Origin of the sequence: Streptococcus sp. HMSC064D12 (genome assembly GCF_001837205.1) — a bacterium.
Lineage (GTDB): Bacteria > Bacillota > Bacilli > Lactobacillales > Streptococcaceae > Streptococcus > Streptococcus salivarius_D.
In genome coordinates this window covers 23,617-39,223 of the sequence record NZ_KV831722.1, presented here as the reverse complement: position 1 = coordinate 39,223, position 15,607 = coordinate 23,617, and the positions used below count along the sequence as shown (strand labels likewise).

14 protein-coding genes are annotated in these 15,607 nt (G+C 41.2%); 4 read left to right on the top strand and 10 right to left on the bottom strand.

Annotation, left to right across the window (positions count from 1 at the left end):
- Positions 1 to 258 precede the first annotated feature (258 nt).
- The 7 genes from sufB to mecA form a co-directional block, all read right to left on the bottom strand.
- The gene (gene sufB / locus HMPREF2697_RS01030; RefSeq protein ID WP_045001978.1) at positions 259 to 1,677 is read right to left on the bottom strand and encodes a Fe-S cluster assembly protein SufB; all 1,419 of its coding nucleotides are present in this window, start codon (positions 1,675 to 1,677) and stop codon (positions 259 to 261) included.
- A gap of 75 nt (positions 1,678 to 1,752) precedes the next feature.
- Positions 1,753 to 2,187 (bottom strand): Fe-S cluster assembly sulfur transfer protein SufU, encoded by a 435-nt coding sequence (gene sufU / locus HMPREF2697_RS01025; protein ID WP_002886440.1) that lies wholly within the window; start codon positions 2,185 to 2,187, stop codon positions 1,753 to 1,755.
- Entirely contained in the window at positions 2,174 to 3,406 is a 1,233-nt protein-coding gene (locus tag HMPREF2697_RS01020; protein WP_070849251.1) for a cysteine desulfurase, read from the bottom strand. Before HMPREF2697_RS01020 ends, sufU begins: the two co-directional genes overlap by 14 nt.
- Positions 3,407 to 3,459: 53 nt before the next feature.
- Positions 3,460 to 4,722 (bottom strand): Fe-S cluster assembly protein SufD, encoded by a 1,263-nt coding sequence (gene sufD / locus HMPREF2697_RS01015; protein WP_002886437.1) that lies wholly within the window; start codon positions 4,720 to 4,722, stop codon positions 3,460 to 3,462.
- Between the two features lie 36 nt (positions 4,723 to 4,758).
- Positions 4,759 to 5,529 (bottom strand): Fe-S cluster assembly ATPase SufC, encoded by a 771-nt coding sequence (gene sufC / locus HMPREF2697_RS01010; RefSeq protein ID WP_045769207.1) that lies wholly within the window; start codon positions 5,527 to 5,529, stop codon positions 4,759 to 4,761.
- A 161-nt stretch (positions 5,530 to 5,690) separates the two neighbouring features.
- Positions 5,691 to 6,848, bottom strand: coding sequence for a glycosyltransferase family 4 protein (locus HMPREF2697_RS01005; RefSeq protein WP_045769206.1), 1,158 nt, complete (start codon positions 6,846 to 6,848; stop codon positions 5,691 to 5,693).
- A gap of 3 nt (positions 6,849 to 6,851) precedes the next feature.
- Positions 6,852 to 7,601: an adaptor protein MecA gene (gene mecA, locus HMPREF2697_RS01000; protein WP_002886435.1), complete on the bottom strand. Its 750-nt coding sequence runs from the start codon at positions 7,599 to 7,601 to the stop codon at positions 6,852 to 6,854.
- Between the two features lie 206 nt (positions 7,602 to 7,807).
- Between mecA and HMPREF2697_RS00995 the strand changes: the two genes are divergently transcribed.
- Positions 7,808 to 8,179, top strand: coding sequence for a DUF3021 family protein (locus HMPREF2697_RS00995; RefSeq protein ID WP_002889766.1), 372 nt, complete (start codon positions 7,808 to 7,810; stop codon positions 8,177 to 8,179).
- Positions 8,180 to 8,202: 23 nt separating this feature from the next.
- Here HMPREF2697_RS00995 and HMPREF2697_RS00990 read toward each other — a convergent pair whose 3' ends face one another.
- Entirely contained in the window at positions 8,203 to 9,057 is an 855-nt protein-coding gene (locus HMPREF2697_RS00990; RefSeq protein WP_002883622.1) for an undecaprenyl-diphosphate phosphatase, read from the bottom strand.
- 205 nt (positions 9,058 to 9,262) lie between these two features.
- Between HMPREF2697_RS00990 and HMPREF2697_RS00985 the strand changes: the two genes are divergently transcribed.
- Both HMPREF2697_RS00985 and HMPREF2697_RS00980 read left to right on the top strand, forming a co-directional pair.
- Complete coding sequence (locus HMPREF2697_RS00985) at positions 9,263 to 10,810, top strand: ABC transporter substrate-binding protein/permease (protein WP_002886433.1); 1,548 nt, start codon at positions 9,263 to 9,265, stop codon at positions 10,808 to 10,810.
- On the top strand, positions 10,810 to 11,550 hold the full coding sequence (locus HMPREF2697_RS00980) for an amino acid ABC transporter ATP-binding protein (protein ID WP_002886432.1): 741 nt from the start codon (positions 10,810 to 10,812) through the stop codon (positions 11,548 to 11,550). Before HMPREF2697_RS00985 ends, HMPREF2697_RS00980 begins: the two co-directional genes overlap by 1 nt.
- 86 nt (positions 11,551 to 11,636) lie before the next feature.
- Here HMPREF2697_RS00980 and HMPREF2697_RS00975 read toward each other — a convergent pair whose 3' ends face one another.
- Positions 11,637 to 14,204: an SEC10/PgrA surface exclusion domain-containing protein gene (locus HMPREF2697_RS00975; protein WP_049529345.1), complete on the bottom strand. Its 2,568-nt coding sequence runs from the start codon at positions 14,202 to 14,204 to the stop codon at positions 11,637 to 11,639.
- A gap of 297 nt (positions 14,205 to 14,501) precedes the next feature.
- Here HMPREF2697_RS00975 and HMPREF2697_RS00970 point away from each other — a divergent pair, with 297 nt between their 5' ends.
- Complete coding sequence (locus tag HMPREF2697_RS00970; protein ID WP_049529346.1) at positions 14,502 to 15,092, top strand: VanZ family protein; 591 nt, start codon at positions 14,502 to 14,504, stop codon at positions 15,090 to 15,092.
- Positions 15,093 to 15,304: 212 nt separating this feature from the next.
- Here HMPREF2697_RS00970 and rpsO read toward each other — a convergent pair whose 3' ends face one another.
- Complete coding sequence (gene rpsO, locus HMPREF2697_RS00965; RefSeq protein WP_002883618.1) at positions 15,305 to 15,574, bottom strand: 30S ribosomal protein S15; 270 nt, start codon at positions 15,572 to 15,574, stop codon at positions 15,305 to 15,307.
- Positions 15,575 to 15,607 lie beyond the last annotated feature (33 nt).

Sequence of the window (15,607 nt, the reverse complement as noted above, 5' to 3'; positions counted from 1 at the left end):
AAAAATTTACTTTCGTGTATAATTATACCTTAAAACATTCTAAAGTAAAGACCTAATTCTGAATAATTCGACAATTCAGTTATGTTTGCCTCTAAAAAGACTATAAATATCCAAAAATTGTGCATCTATAGCTCTTCTTTCACAATGCTATAGAATTTTTACAATCAATCCAAACAAAAAGGCTAAGATGCATATCTTAACCTTATAGTATTTTGGACTAATTCTCAGTTTACTTTGTATTTATACACAAGCTTATTTTTACCCAACTGATCCTTCCATTTCATAACTAATCAAGCGGTTAAGCTCAACAGCATACTCCATTGGAAGTTCTTTGGTAAATGGTTCCACAAATCCCATGACAATCATTTCAGTTGCTTCTTGTTCTGAAAGTCCACGGCTCATGAGGTAGTAGAGTTGCTCTTCAGAAATCTTAGAAACTTTAGCTTCGTGTTCAAGAGCAACTTGTGAGTTGTGAATTTCATTAAATGGAATCGTATCTGACTTAGATAAATCATCCATCAAGATCGTATCACATTCAATGTGGGAACCAGATTTCTTAGAGTCCTTATTGAAAGTTACTTGGCCACGATAGTCAACCTTACCACCATTACGGGCGATTGATTTAGAGACAATAGATGATGATGTATGTGGCGCATTATGAATCATCTTAGCTCCTGTATCCTGGTGCTGACCAGCATTGGCAAAAGCTATAGAAAGCATAGTCCCACGTGCACCTTCACCATCTAGGTAAACCGAAGGGTACTTCATTGTTTTCTTAGCACCAAGGTTACCGTCAATCCACTCAACCGTAGCATTTTTCTTAGCAGTGGCACGTTTGGTTACCAAATTATAGACGCTATCTGACCAGTTTTGAATGGTTGAATAACGCATATAAGCTCCTTCAAGTGCAAAGATTTCAACGATGGCTGCATGAAGACTGGCTGAAGTATAGGTTGGTGCCGTACAGCCTTCCACATAGTGAACGCTGGCACCTTCATCAACGATGATAAGGGTACGTTCAAACTGGGCAGTTGCTTCATTGTTAATACGGAAGTAGGTTTGAAGCGGAATATCCACCTTGACGCCTTTAGGTACATAAATAAAGGTACCGCCTGACCAGAAGGCAGAGTTAAGGGCCGCAAATTTATTGTCTGTTGGTGGAACCAGTTTTGAGAAGTACTTCTTGAAGAGTTCTGGGTACTCTTTAAGAGCTGAGTCCGTATCTGTAAAGATAATACCCAACTTGTCATACTCTTCTTTCATGTTGTGGTAAACCACTTCTGATTCATACTGAGCTGAAGCCCCTGCCAGGTAAGCACGTTCAGCTTCGGGGATACCAATACGTTCAAAGGTTTCCTTGATTTTTTCAGGTACATCTTCCCAGTCACGAGCAGGTCGGTCTGACGCTTTTTGGAAATATGTCAAGTCATCGAAGTCGATTTCCGAAAGATCTGGCCCCCACTCTTGCATAGGCATTTTCTTAAAGGTTTCTAGTGATTTCAAGCGGAATTCAAGCATCCACTCAGGCTCCCCTTTTTCAGCAGACATGGCACGGACCACATCTTCACTGATTCCTTTTCCTGTTGAAAAGACTGGTGTCACATCATCATGGAAACCATATTTATATTCCCCCAAATCAATGGGTTTTGGTTCTACTTTTTCATTTGTTTCAGTCATAGTATTTTCCTTTATTAAAGGTTTGATTCGTTTTCCTTTTTACTTGGGCAAGGAGACTAACTGCTCCTTGACTTCCTAAAGCTCGCTTCTCTCTATGGCTTTTTTGAGCGCATTCCAAGAGAGTGTTGCACATTTGATACGTTGTGGAAATTTAGAAACCCCCGCCAAAAGCTTAGCTTCACCTAATTTACCTGTAGCGATGTCATGTTTTCCTTGAATCATAAGAGAGAAAATCTCCGCTAGTTCCAAAGCCTCTGCCTTGGTTTTTCCAATAACTGCATCCGTCATCATACTTGATGAAGCTGTAGAAATAGTACAACCATCACCAGCAAAGGCAATGTCTTCAATCACGTCACCATCAAATTTAACTGACAGATTGATAACATCTCCACAAGTCGGATTATTCAGTTGAAGTTGCTCCACATCTGGTAGGACACCATGATGGTGAGGGCTCTTAGAGTGATCGGCCACAACAGCCATATATAAACTATCTAGTCTAGAGAGTGCCATTGAAAAACTCCTTCGTCGCAAGAATTGCCTCCACAAGCTTGTCGCAATCCTCTTTAGTATTGTAAATATAGAAACTTGCTCGGGCAGCTGATGAGATTCCTAAATGATTAATTAAAGGCTGAGCACAGTGGTGACCCGCACGCACTGCCACTCCTTCATAATCAAGAGCTGTCGCCACATCATGAGGGTGAAGCCCATCAATATTAAAGGCAATAACACCTGCATGCTGGCTAGGATCTTCTGGACCGTAGACTGTCAGACCATCAATCGCCTGAAGCTTAGGCAAAACATAGTCTACCAATTCTTGCTCGTAAGCATGAATATTTTCCATGCCTAAAGCAGAGAGGTAGTCCACAGCAGCTCCAAGAGCAATAGCCCCCGCAATGTTAGGTGTACCAGCCTCAAATTTCCAAGGCAATTCCTTCCAAGTGGCTTCTTGTTCATAAACAAAATCAATCATCTCACCACCGAATTCAATCGGATTCATCTGGTTAAGAATCTCTTCCTTGCCATAAAGAACCCCAATCCCTGTTGGACCTAACATCTTATGGCCAGAAAGGGTGAAGAAATCACAATCCAAATCCTGAACATCAATGGCCATGTGAGGCGCCGATTGGGCACCATCCACCACCATATAGGCACCAACTTGGTGGGCAAGCTTGGCAATTTCTTTGACAGGATTGATGCAGCCTAAAACGTTAGAGACCTGAGCTAGACTGACAAATTTTGTCTTTTCAGTAATCTTGTTGGCCAAATCTTCCATATCCAATTGGCCATCTTTCAAGTAGGCATAAACAAGTTTAGCCCCTGTCTTCTTACAAGCTTCCTGCCAAGGAATGATATTCGAGTGGTGTTCCATAATTGAAATAACTACCTCATCTCCTGGCTCAAGAACCTGCTCTGCAAAACGACCAACCCAGTTAAGACCAGTTGTCGTTCCACGTGTAAAGAGGACCTCTTTGGTTGATTTAGCATTGATAAACTGACGAAGCTTTTCACGACTAACTTCGTAAGCAGCTGTTGCACGCTCAGCCAAAGTGTGCACACCACGGTGAACATTGGCATTGTCCTCATGATAGTAGGCCATGAGAGTGTCCAAAACTACTTGAGGCTTCTGAGTCGTTGCTGCATTATCCAAGTATGCCAAAGGTTCATCATTAACTACCTGATCTAAAATGGCAAAATCTTGTCGAATCTTATAGGCATCTAAAGCTGACATCTTATCTCCCTATCTAGATATACCATAGGTTAGACTATCTGAGTCGATAGTTTCTAACGTTTGTTTAGTTTTGTATCAGTTACAGAAATCATTTCATCGCGTACTTCCTTAACTGGGATTTCAGTAATAACTGCTCCCAAGAAACCGCGGATAACCAAACGTTCTGCAGTGTCTTGATCAAGTCCACGACTCATGAGGTAATACATATCCTCTGGATCCACCTGACCGATTGAAGCGGCATGTCCTGCTGTAACTTCATTTTCGTCAATCAAGAGGATTGGGTTGGCGTCTGAACGTGCCTTGTCTGAAAGCATAAGCACACGGCTTTCTTGTTGTGCATCAGCACCCTTAGCACCTTTGACAATGTGGCCAATACCATTGAAAGTCAAAGTACCACGTTCCAAAATAACACCATGTTGTAGGATATGTCCCACAGAGTTGTTACCGTAGTTAGTCACACGAGTATCAATTCCTTGAACCTGACGCCCTGATGAAAGACCAATAACTTTGAGGTTGGCATGACTTCCATTGCCAATCAAGTCACTATCAAAGTCAGCAATAACATTGCCTTCGTTCATGATCCCGAGAGCCCAGTCAATGCTGGCATCACGACCGATACGACCACGACGACTAATATAAGTTGTGACGTTTTCACCCAAACGGTCAATAGCCGCAAACTTAACTTGTGCACCATCTTGAGCAATGACTTCAACCGAAATGTTGGCACTAGCTTTTTCAGTCGCTTCACCTAGCGTTTCAAAACGCTCAAGGTAAGTCAATTTACTGTTTTTACCAGCTACGATCAAAACGTGTTTGTTAAATGGAACATTTGAAGTTCCATCTTGGTAAAAATAGCTTTCAACTGGCAAGTCAATTTCAACATTATCTGGTACATAAAGGACTGCTGCACTATTGAAATAAGCATAGTTATAAGCTGCCAATTTGTCCTCATCGTAGGCCACAGCCTTACCAAAGAAGGCTTCAACGACTTCTGGGATTTCCTCAAGAGCAGTCGTAAGATCTGTAAAGACCACACCTTGGCTAATCAAGTCAGCTGGCAATTGTTCAAGAACAGTATTTGTTCCTACTTGGACCAATTTAGGGTTGTTTCCAAGCGCTGTAAAATCAGGCACATTTGCTGATGGTTCATTTTCAGTAATCGTTCCATCACCGAGATTCCAACGGTGGAATTTAACACACTCAATTTTTGGAAGAGCCAAACTTTCAAGCTTATCAAAGGCTGCTTGACGAAGGTCTTGCAACCAAAGTAGCTCTGCTTTTGCTTGTGAAAAAGCGATAATAGATTCTTTTGACATAGGTTACTCCTTTTCTAGTTATTTCGAGTAACAGACTTACGCTTCTTCGTGGTACTCGTAACCGAGCTCTTCAGCGATTTTCGCATAACCTTCTTGCTCAAGACGAGCAGCCAATTCAGGACCGCCTGAAAGAACCACTTTACCTTCCATCATTACGTGTACGACATCTGGAGTGATATAGTTCAAGAGACGTTGGTAGTGAGTGATAATCATAGCACCGAAGCCTTCGCCACGCATAGCGTTAACCCCTTTTGAAACCACTTTAAGGGCATCGATATCAAGACCTGAGTCAATCTCATCGAGAAGAGCAAACTTAGGTTCCAACATGAGCAATTGAAGGATTTCGTTACGTTTTTTCTCACCACCTGAGAAACCTTCATTAAGGTAACGCTCAGCCATTTCTTCACGCATACCTAGCAATTCCATCTTTTCATCCAATTTAGTAATGAAATTAAGAACAGAAATCTTTTCGTCATCTTCTTTACCAGCGTTCATAGCTGCACGGATGAACTCAGCATTTGTGATCCCTGGGATTTCAGCTGGGTATTGCATAGCAAGGAAAAGACCTAGGCGTGCACGTTCGTCAACTTCCAAGTCAAGGATGCTTTCACCATCAAAAAGGATGTCCCCTTCTGTGATTTCATAGTTTGGGTTACCCATAATAGCAGCTGAGAGGGTAGATTTACCAGTTCCGTTAGGACCCATGATAGCAGCAATCTCACCAGTTTTAAGAGTCAAATTAAGACCCTTCAAGATTTCTTTATCTTCAACAGAAACATGAAGATTTTTGATTTCAAGTACAGACATTGTATACTCCTTTTTCATATATACAGCGAGCACTTGCTCGCTAAATTGCATTATTTTTTCGAAAATAGTCTTGCTATTTTCTGGAAAATAAAAAGAGAACTTCCATTTTCCTTAATTAGAGTCATTATAACAAAAAAGCCATTACTTGGCTTTTCAAATGTTTAATTTTTTCGCCCTTGCTTCCATTTTAACATGGTTGCTTGGCGATAATCACTATTCCCGATAAATTTCAGAAGGTTGAAGAGTGGTGTTCGACCAACGCCCCAAATCTCAAGCCCTTCAATCAGAATTTCCATTCCCAAAATCAAACTCAAGAGCAAGAGAATACCACCGAGACGGCTAGAAACGTTTAACAGGAGGGCAATCAATGAAAAGAGGATAGCGATGGCATAAACCACCAGAACCGCTCCTCGATGAGTGAAGCCCATAGCTAGAAGGCGATGATGCAAGTGCATCTTGTCAGCCTCCATGGCTGGGCGCCCTGACAATTTACGGCGGACAATAGCTACCACTGTGTCAACAATAGGCACTCCAAGGATAATAACAGGTGACAAAATAGCCACTGCAGTTGCATTTTTCAATCCTTGCAATGACAAGACACCAATCATAAAGCCAATAAAGAGCGCCCCCGTATCACCTAGATAGATAATCGCTGGATGATAATTGTAAGGGAAGAAGCCCACAATGGCAGCCACCAAGACAAAGATAGTCATGGTCAAGAAAATATCAGTATCATAGAGGAAGAAATAAGAGATCACCCCCATAGTCATAAGGGAAATGATGGAAACGCCTCCAACCAAGCCGTCCAAACCGTCAATCAGATTAATGGCATTGGTGATGGCCACAATCCATAACACCGTTAAAATCAAGGTCAAGACCGGCCCAAAATGAATCATGGGACCACCAAATGGAATCTTAAAGCTATCAAATCGGAAGTCTGTAAAAGCCCAAACGATGACAGCTCCAATAACAATACCAAGCATCTTAGGTAGAGGCTTTAATTCCAAGATATCATCAATGAAGCCAGTCAGAGCTACGACAGATCCTCCCACAACAACCGGCAAAATGTACCTGACGTAGGAAACATGCCAAATATCCTTATGGATAATCATAGGCATAAAGACCAAGGTCGCTAGTACAAAGGCCAACAAAATAGCTAGACCACCAGCACTGGGCATAGGCTTTTTATTGATACGTCTTGCATTGGGATTGTCAACAGCTCCGACACGTAAGGCCAAAGAACGTACCAAAGGGGTCGCTACAATGGCAATCAAAAAGGTCCCAATCAAAACGAATATATAGTTAATGGTCCAAGGCATGTCTTAGCTCCATTTCGTTGCTTGTAGTACCGGTAAAGCATCATCTTCCATCAAGATTGTTGCATGCTCTTGTAGGTAGGCACGTGTTCGGTCTGCCACATTCGCATATTCAAGAAAACGCGCATACATATTGTTCGCGTAATAATCAGGCTCATCAGCCAAGTAAAGAAGGATCGTCATGTAGTAGACATCCCCAAGTTTATAAAGCTCAGAACCTTCAACAGGTACATCCTTCAAACCTTGCGTAAAAGTCACCACTTGATCAAAATCAGAGAAGGCCAAGACATAGTGGGTATAGTCTTCACGAATATTTTCTTCAGCCACTTCCTTAGTAGGCTCTGTCATAGCTTTATCAACCTCTTCCAAGGTCTTTTCAAGCTCTTCAAGCTTATGGTGTGCTTCGATGTCACCCTTGTCCATAAAATTACCCTCAAGGGCCTTTAGGAACTCTTCTGGAGAAAGCCCTGAGTAGTCATCCATATCTGACAAATCATTGAAATCAAGGTCTTCCTTAAGATCTGATTTAGTCACAAAGACATCCACACGATCCTTGCGTGGCGTGACACGGAAGCTCAGCATCCCACTATTTTTAAAGTTATCAGGCAAGTCCAACTCATCCATGACAGTATAGAAAAATTCCTCTGTTTTTTCCTGGGGAATCAAGAAATCTTTCAATTCCATACCATGTTCTTCAAGATCTTCCATGGTAATCATGATTTTTAGAGTTGTCTCGCTTATTTGTTTCATTTCCATATGTAAAAAACCTCGCACGAGTAGTTATTTCATTATACTAGAAAAGCCAAGAGATAGCAATTTCTGAACAAGTTTGAGTCTCATTTAGGAAAGGTTTTCTAAAAACTTCTTAATGCTATCAAGACCTTGTATTTCACCATTTATACCTGTCATCTATCCTAGATTGGAGTATAATAAAAGTGAAGATATACATGGAGGTGATGACCATGACTGCCTATAAAAAAGGGTGGCTGCGAGCTAGCATTGCTGGAGGAATAACGAGTTTATTAACACTCTTTCTCTACTTGTCGGGGCAACCTCATCAAGTAAACAAATCTACCTTTCTTACGGGGCTAATCGTAGCCATCATACTAGCAACTGCTCCCATTTACGACGATAACCGTTTATCGCTCAAACAGCAATCACTTCTGCACTTCTCTATCATGTGTGTTACCATCCTTCCAATTCTCTGTTTATCCGGATGGTATCCCTTGCATAATGTCGTGGACTTCTTGAAAATCCTAGCTAGTTTCTTAACTTGTGGACTGGTCCTATGGTTGCTAGCTTACCTTATCTTTGGAAAACTTATCCACAAATGATCTCTAAACCAGCTGAAAAGTAATTATCCGAAAATAAGTTTGACAGCTCCATAGAGAAGCACAATAATACCAAGCACGATACGGTATTTTCCGAAAACTGTGAAATCATGTTTCTTAATATAATTCATCAAGAAGCGAATCACGAACAAGCTGACAACAAAGGCTGTCACACTAGCTACCAAGAGAATAGCCACTTGTCCACCTGTCAAGGTATTCCCGTCAATGAAATACTTAACCGCCTTAAGGCCACTATAACCAAACATGGTTGGAATACCAAGGAAGAAGGTAAAGTCAGCAGCTACGCTACGACTAGTACCAACGATGATACCCCCAAGAATAGTAGCACCTGAACGGCTTGTCCCTGGAATGATACTCAAGACTTGGAAAAGACCAATATAGAAAGCTGTCTTGTAAGACATACGTGCCAAATCCGTTACCTTAGGTTCTACACGTCGATTGCGGTCCTCAATCCAAATAAAGGCAATCCCGTAGACTACCAACATGATAGCTACTACAAAGAAATTACTGAGATGGGCCTCCATCCAGTCATCTAAAAGAAGACCAAAGAAGGCTGAAGGAATACAGGCAATGACCACCTTGAGCCAAAGTTGCCAAGTCAATTGCACTTCACGTGCTGTCTTACCAGGTTGGAAGGGATTCAAACGTTTAAAGTAAATGACCATAACCGCAAGAATAGCACCAAGTTGGATAACGATATTAAACATATCGATGAAATCTTTACTTTGTCTCAAGTTCAAGAATTCATTCACCAAAATCAAGTGACCTGTAGATGAAATCGGTAGCCACTCAGTGATACCTTCGACAATCCCAAGAAAGACTGCTTTTAGTAATTCAATAATAAATTGTGCCGTTTGCATAATTATCTCCGTTTTAAAATGCTAGCCTCATCACACCAAAAATGATCAAGGCTCCAAATCGTCCTTCCTATTATATCAAATTACAACTTGTATTTGAAGACAATCTTGGTATAGAGATTGTTTTTCTAATCCCAACTTATTGTCATTAATCCTAATTTCCTGTAAAATAGTAAGGTATGACATTTTTATAGGAGACATTGTTTCAATGAAAAAAATTATTGTAGCCTGCTTTGCAGCGCTCCTCCTCGTTTTTGGTGGGGTATCAAGCGCTCAAGCAGACGAGTATCTCCGTGTCGGTATGGAGGCTGCCTATGCACCTTTCAACTGGACGCAGGACGATAACTCAAACGGAGCCGTTCCAATCGAAGGTACCAAACAGTATGCCAACGGTTATGACGTGCAAATCGCTAAAAAAATCGCTGAAGCTCAAGGCAAGAAACCCTTGGTAGTCAAAACAGCTTGGACAGGTTTGATTCCTGCCCTCACTTCCGGCAAAATCGATATGATCATCGCAGGTATGAGCCCAACAGCTGAACGTCGTCAAGAAATCGACTTTTCAGACAGCTACTACCGAAGCGAACCTGTCATGGTTGTCAGCTCAGACGGTGATTATGCCAACGCTAAGAGTCTCAAAGACTTCAAGGATGCTAAAATCACAGCTCAACAAGGGGTTTATCTCTATAATTTGATTGACCAAATCCCAGGTGTCAGCAAACAAACGGCTATGGGAGACTTTGGGGCTATGCGCCAAGCCCTTGCATCAGGTATCATCGATGGTTATGTTTCAGAGCGTCCTGAAGCAAAAACTGCCGAAGAAGCTAGCTCAAAATATAAGATGATTACGCTTAAAGATGGTGGTTTCCAGGTTTCAGACGATGACGTCTCCTTGGCCGTCGGTCTTCGCAAAGGAGACAGCCAGCAAATGGAACAAGTCAATAAGGTCCTTGCTGGAATCAGCCAAGAGGAACGTGTTAAACTGATGGATCACATCATTGACATCCAACCTGCAGATAAGACTGATGAGGCTAAAAAAGGAAACTTCTTTAGTCAGATGAGCAATATCATCGCTAAGAACTGGCCACAATTCTTACGTGGTACAGGAATTACCCTTCTTATCTCAATTATCGGTACAGTTGTGGGTACTTTCATCGGTCTTATGATTGGTGTTTACCGCACAGCTCCTAAGGCTACTAATAAATTTGTAGCCTTGCTCCAAAAACTCTTCGGTTGGGTGCTTAATGTCTATATCGAAGTTTTCCGTGGTACGCCAATGATTGTACAATCTATGGTTATCTACTACGGTACTGCCCAGGCCTTTGGTATCAATATTGACCGTACCCTAGCAGCTGTCTTCATCGTTTCTATCAACACCGGAGCCTACATGAGTGAAATCGTTCGTGGTGGTATCTTCGCCGTAGATAAAGGACAATTTGAAGCTGCAACTGCTCTTGGATTTACCCACGGTCAAACCATGCGTAAGATTGTTCTTCCACAGGTTATCCGTAACATCTTGCCAGCTACTGGTAATGAGTTCGTTATCAATATCAAGGATACCTCTGTTTTGAACGTTATCTCTGTTGTGGAACTTTACTTCGCAGGTAACACTGTCGCAAGCCAAACTTATCAATACTTCCAAACATTCTTTGTTATCGCAGCAATCTACTTTGTCCTTACCTTCACAGTGACACGCATCTTGCGTTATGTAGAACGCCGTTTGGATCAAGATACTTACACACAAGGAGGGGTTCACTAATGACTGAGACGATTTTAGAAATTAAAAACCTCAAAAAATCATACGGAAAAAATGAAGTCCTCAAAGATATCTCCCTCAGTGTCAAAAAGGGTGAGGTTATCTCAATTATTGGTTCTTCAGGTTCAGGGAAATCAACCTTCCTTCGCTCTATTAACCTACTCGAATCACCTTCAGGTGGTGAAATCCTCTATCATGGAGACAACGTCCTTGAAAAAGGTTACGACCTCACTACCTATCGTGAAAGACTCGGTATGGTTTTCCAATCCTTCAACCTCTTTGAAAACCTTAATGTCTTGGAAAATGCTATCGTAGCTCAAACAACTGTTCTCAAACGTGACCGTAAAGAAGCTGAAAGCATCGCCAAAGCTAACTTGGAGAAAGTTGGTATGGGGGAACAATACTGGAAAGCTAAACCAAAACAACTTTCAGGGGGACAAAAACAACGTGTAGCAATCGCTCGTGCCCTCTCTGTTGATCCAGAAGCCATCCTCTTTGACGAACCAACTTCAGCCCTTGACCCAGAAATGGTAGGGGAAGTACTCAAGACTATGCAGGAGCTATCCGAAACTGGTTTGACCATGATTATCGTTACCCATGAAATGGAGTTCGCACGTGATGTTTCAGACCGTGTCATCTTCATGGATAAAGGGGTAATCGCTGAACAAGGTAGCCCAGAACAAATCTTTGAAAATCCTAAAGAAGAACGTACTAAGGAATTCCTTAAACGTTTCTTGGGTTAAATACGAAAAAGTTAAGGTTTCGACCTTAACTTTTTTAGATTCTCAGGCATATAAAAAAAACGGCAGTTGCCGTTTTTTTATTATGATTAGTTACGACGTGTACGTCTGTCAACGAAACCAAGGAAGGCCAATAGTGTCATGAAGAGACCTACAAGACTGAATCCTGCTGTAGTTGACTCACCTGTTTCTGGCAAGCTGTCTGCTTCTTGTACAGGAGCTTGTTTCTCAGCTTTTGTTTGACCATAATTTACAGGAACCTGAGCTACAGTTTGAGCTGCTTGTTCTTGTGTTGTGAAAGCAATAACCTTACCATCTACATCGTAAACAGGTACTGGTGTAAGACCTTTAGATGTAATGTTAGCATACTCTTTAGCCAATTGTGTTTGAAGCTCTTTGTCTGCCTTAGCTTTCATGTAGTTATCGAAGGCTGTTTGAACAGTTGTGTATTCGCTCGTTAATTTATCACGTTTAGCAGACAATTCAACAAGTTTCGCACGTTCAGTTGAAAGAGCACCTTTGGCTGCAGTAAATTTAGCAAAGGCTGTTGCACGTTCTGCTTTAGCCTTAGCCAGGTTACCTGAAGCATTTGTAAGGGCTGCTAGACGGTTCTTAGCAGCAGTCAAAGCTTGGTTAGCTTGTGTCAATGCTACTTGTTTCTTAGCAGTATCTTGCTTAGCAGCGTTGTATGCATTTGTCAAACGTTGCAAGGTTGCAGAGCTTGTCGCAAGTTTAGCTTTAGCTGTTTGAAGCTCTGCTTGTTTTTCATCAAGAGTTGCTTGAGCTTTGCTAAGGGCTGCTGCTTTTTCTTGTGCGTTAGCATTAAGGTTTTCAACTGCAGCGTTAGCTTTTTCCAATTCTGATTTAGCAGTTGCAAGGGCTGCTTGTTTTTCAGAAAGGTTATTCTGAGCAGCTGCCAACTTGCTTGCAGTCGCTTTAAGAGCTGCAAGTTCTGACTGAGTATTCTTAAGCTTAAGAGTTGCTGACTCAGAAGCCGCTTTCTTGCTAGCCAAGTCACTTTGAGCTTGAGCGTTAGCTTGCTTAGCAGCTTCATAAGCTGCTTTTGCAGCAGCAAGATTTGCATTTGAAGATGATTGAGATTGGTTACCTTCATATGGGTTAGCAATCTTAGTTGTGTCAAAGCTACTATCAGAAGCGATAGAATTTTTATTGACATTGTTTACGTGAACGTTAAAGGCACCGGCAACAACACTGATGTCTGTTCCAATGTAAGACTCACCACCATCTGCTGTAAGTCCAGAGATAGAACGAGCATGGTTCCACTCATTACCGTTAAACATGAAGTCAAGCATAGCTTCATAGACATATTTCTTAATGTCGTTAAGAGTAAATGGTCCTGTCAAACCTTGCCATGTATTAAGGTTTTCACCAATACTTACACTATTAAATGACTTACCAGCACGGTCAAGGGCGGCACTATCATGTCGTTTATGGGTAATAGCTTCCCAACCCCAGTTATCTGCTACATAACCGTCTGAAACACGGTCAGCCGCAAGAACACTACCTTTTGAAACAGATGTTTGAGTTGTACCAAAGGCTGTACGAATTTGGTTAATCAAACTTGAAGCATACAATGACAAATCTGTAATTTGAGCTTCACTAAGGTTATTCAAATCACTAATTTTAACATTTTTATCCGCTTCATTATCTTGATAACTATTGTTACCACGATCACGTTTATTAACGTTCTTCAAGACTTGTTCAGCTTGAGCTTTTTCTGCTGCTGTCACTGTTTTAGACTCATGAATCTTAAGAGCATTGACATACTCTTGTGACACTGAGAATTTTTGACGAACATTAGCTGTTGAAGTTGTTGAAGATTCTGCTTTTTTCTTAGTTGCTTCAGCGGCTGCAAGTGCGGCTGCCTTTTCATTAGCTACTGTTTGAGCAGTCTCATAAGCTGCTTTAGCTTGGTTTGCTGCATTTTGATCTGCAGTCAATTGCCCTTCTTTAGCTGAAATAGCAGTGGCTTTTTCTTTATCAGCTACCTGAGCGGCTGCCAATTCTTCTTGAGCTTTTTTCTCAGCTGCTGTTGCAGCATCAAAAGCTGATCGTGCTTTAGCTTGGTTAGAAGCTGCCTCAGAAGCGCTAGAACCATTAAGAGCTGCTTTAGCGGCATCTACTGATTTTTGAGCATTAGCAACTTCACTAGCTTTAGCATTGACATTAGCTTGATCTGTATTAACGACAGCTTGCTGTTTGTCTGCTGCATCTTTGGCAGTTTTTTCTGCTGATTGAGCTGTTTCAACTGCTGACTTAGCTTCCTTAGCTGCATTTTCAGCAGTAGTTACTTGACCTTGAGCGGCAGCAATAGTTTCTGGACTTGCTTCATCGGCTGCTGTTTGTGCCTTTTGCAAGTTAGCATCTGCTGTCGCTAGGTTTGCTTGAGCCTGGTTTGCAGCTGCTTCATGATTAGCAACAACTGACTCTTGTTGCGATACTGCTTGATTTGCAGCGCTGGCTTGTTCTCTAGCCGCTTCGACTTGGGCTTGAGTTGGGACAGCTTGTGTAGCTGTCGATGATACTGATGCTGTTGTTGAGGCTTGATCGTTTGTCGTTACCTCATCAGCTTTAGCAACTGTAGCAGAAACTGCAAGTGCTGCAATTCCAGCTGTCGCCAAAACCTTTTTATTCATAAGACGAACTCCTTTTTATGTTAAAAATTCACTACTATATAATAACATTTTAATAATCCTGAAACAAGATGCTGACTCCTAATTTTTAAAATTTAATTATTTTATAAGCTTTCATAGCCTGTTTACAAAAATCATTAAATTGTTAGTCAAAAGTAGAGTTGCTGTTTCAAAGTCCTTTTTTAGTCTTTGATTCTGCCTTATCCTTTTATTCTATCAAAACTTCGTTACAGTTTCTTAACTTTCTTTAAACGTTTTTTTATATAATGTGTACTCATCATATGCAAATGGAGGAGCAAAGTGGCAAAAACATTAAAAACATTGAGTAACATCTTACTAGGAATCCTCTCACTGGCCTTGTCTTATTGGTTTTATAGGGGACATCTCGAACAGTACGTTCATTACATCGCCCATTATGGCTCCTACTTTCAAGTCTTACTCAACCTAGTCATTATTGTCCTACTGAGTTACTTTGTCTACGCTTTTTTGAAACTCCTTCTTACTAGAAAGCTAAAAAAACAGACACTACTCCTACTCTACTTCATTTACTTTCTTGCTCTCTTCTACCTACTTTTCTTGAAAAACATTGGTACCCAAGGTCTCTCACTTAACCCCCTTTCCTTCGCTCGGGAATTATACTGGGGCAGCCACTTCGTTCCCATCATGAACCTGTTAATGTTCATCCCTCTGGGACTCCTCTTTTCTTCACGATTGAGTAATCTCCTACTCTGTCTCCTTACCCTTTTCTCCGTCGAATCCATTCAATACTTCGGACATTTAGGAGTCTTTGATTTGGGAGATATCACCTTAAATATGTTAGGTATCCTTGTCGGAACTGCTATTCATCAACTCCCTCAATTTCAAACAGTTATCAAAAAGATTTTAAGTTAAAAAACTCCCAGAATTAATTTTGGAGTTTTTTTATTCTATAGATTAATCAACGTCAGAAATTTTTAGAGGAACACAGAAAAACATCCCTCTACATCTAGAGAGCTGTTTTGAACTCGGGATAAAATCCTAATGAATAAAAAAACTGCCCCATCATAGAGCAGTTCCATTTTCGTGTATTCAATTGAACAAGGCCTAGGCACTTGTATCTTGAATTAACGACGAAGTCCGAGTGAGCTGATCAACTCACGGTAACGGTTAACGTCTGTGCGGCGAAGGTATGCCAACAAGTTACGACGGTGACCGATTTTTTTCATCAAACCACGGTAAGTAGCGTGGTCTTTTTTGTGTTGTTTAATGTGTTCGTTAAGGTGGTTGATTTCCCAAGTAAGGACAGCAACTTGAACCTCTACTGAACCAGTGTCACCTTCGTGACGTGCGTATTGAGCAATGATTTCATTTTTTTTCTCTTTTGAGATTGCCATGTTTTTTCTCCTTTTTTTGCTCCATCCGAGTCT

Bases quoted from the DNA above. Each gene is read 5' to 3' on its own strand.
- sufB (WP_045001978.1), bottom strand. From the start codon at position 1,677: ATGACTGAAACAAATGAAAAAGTAGAACCAAAACCCATTGATTTGGGG.
- sufU (WP_002886440.1), bottom strand. From the start codon at position 2,187: ATGGCACTCTCTAGACTAGATAGTTTATATATGGCTGTTGTGGCCGAT.
- HMPREF2697_RS01020 (WP_070849251.1), bottom strand. From the start codon at position 3,406: ATGTCAGCTTTAGATGCCTATAAGATTCGACAAGATTTTGCCATTTTA.
- sufD (WP_002886437.1), bottom strand. From the start codon at position 4,722: ATGTCAAAAGAATCTATTATCGCTTTTTCACAAGCAAAAGCAGAGCTA.
- sufC (WP_045769207.1), bottom strand. From the start codon at position 5,529: ATGTCTGTACTTGAAATCAAAAATCTTCATGTTTCTGTTGAAGATAAA.
- HMPREF2697_RS01005 (WP_045769206.1), bottom strand. From the start codon at position 6,848: ATGCCTTGGACCATTAACTATATATTCGTTTTGATTGGGACCTTTTTG.
- mecA (WP_002886435.1), bottom strand. From the start codon at position 7,601: ATGGAAATGAAACAAATAAGCGAGACAACTCTAAAAATCATGATTACC.
- HMPREF2697_RS00995 (WP_002889766.1), top strand. From the start codon at position 7,808: ATGACTGCCTATAAAAAAGGGTGGCTGCGAGCTAGCATTGCTGGAGGA.
- HMPREF2697_RS00990 (WP_002883622.1), bottom strand. From the start codon at position 9,057: ATGCAAACGGCACAATTTATTATTGAATTACTAAAAGCAGTCTTTCTT.
- HMPREF2697_RS00985 (WP_002886433.1), top strand. From the start codon at position 9,263: ATGAAAAAAATTATTGTAGCCTGCTTTGCAGCGCTCCTCCTCGTTTTT.
- HMPREF2697_RS00980 (WP_002886432.1), top strand. From the start codon at position 10,810: ATGACTGAGACGATTTTAGAAATTAAAAACCTCAAAAAATCATACGGA.
- HMPREF2697_RS00975 (WP_049529345.1), bottom strand. From the start codon at position 14,204: ATGAATAAAAAGGTTTTGGCGACAGCTGGAATTGCAGCACTTGCAGTT.
- rpsO (WP_002883618.1), bottom strand. From the start codon at position 15,574: ATGGCAATCTCAAAAGAGAAAAAAAATGAAATCATTGCTCAATACGCA.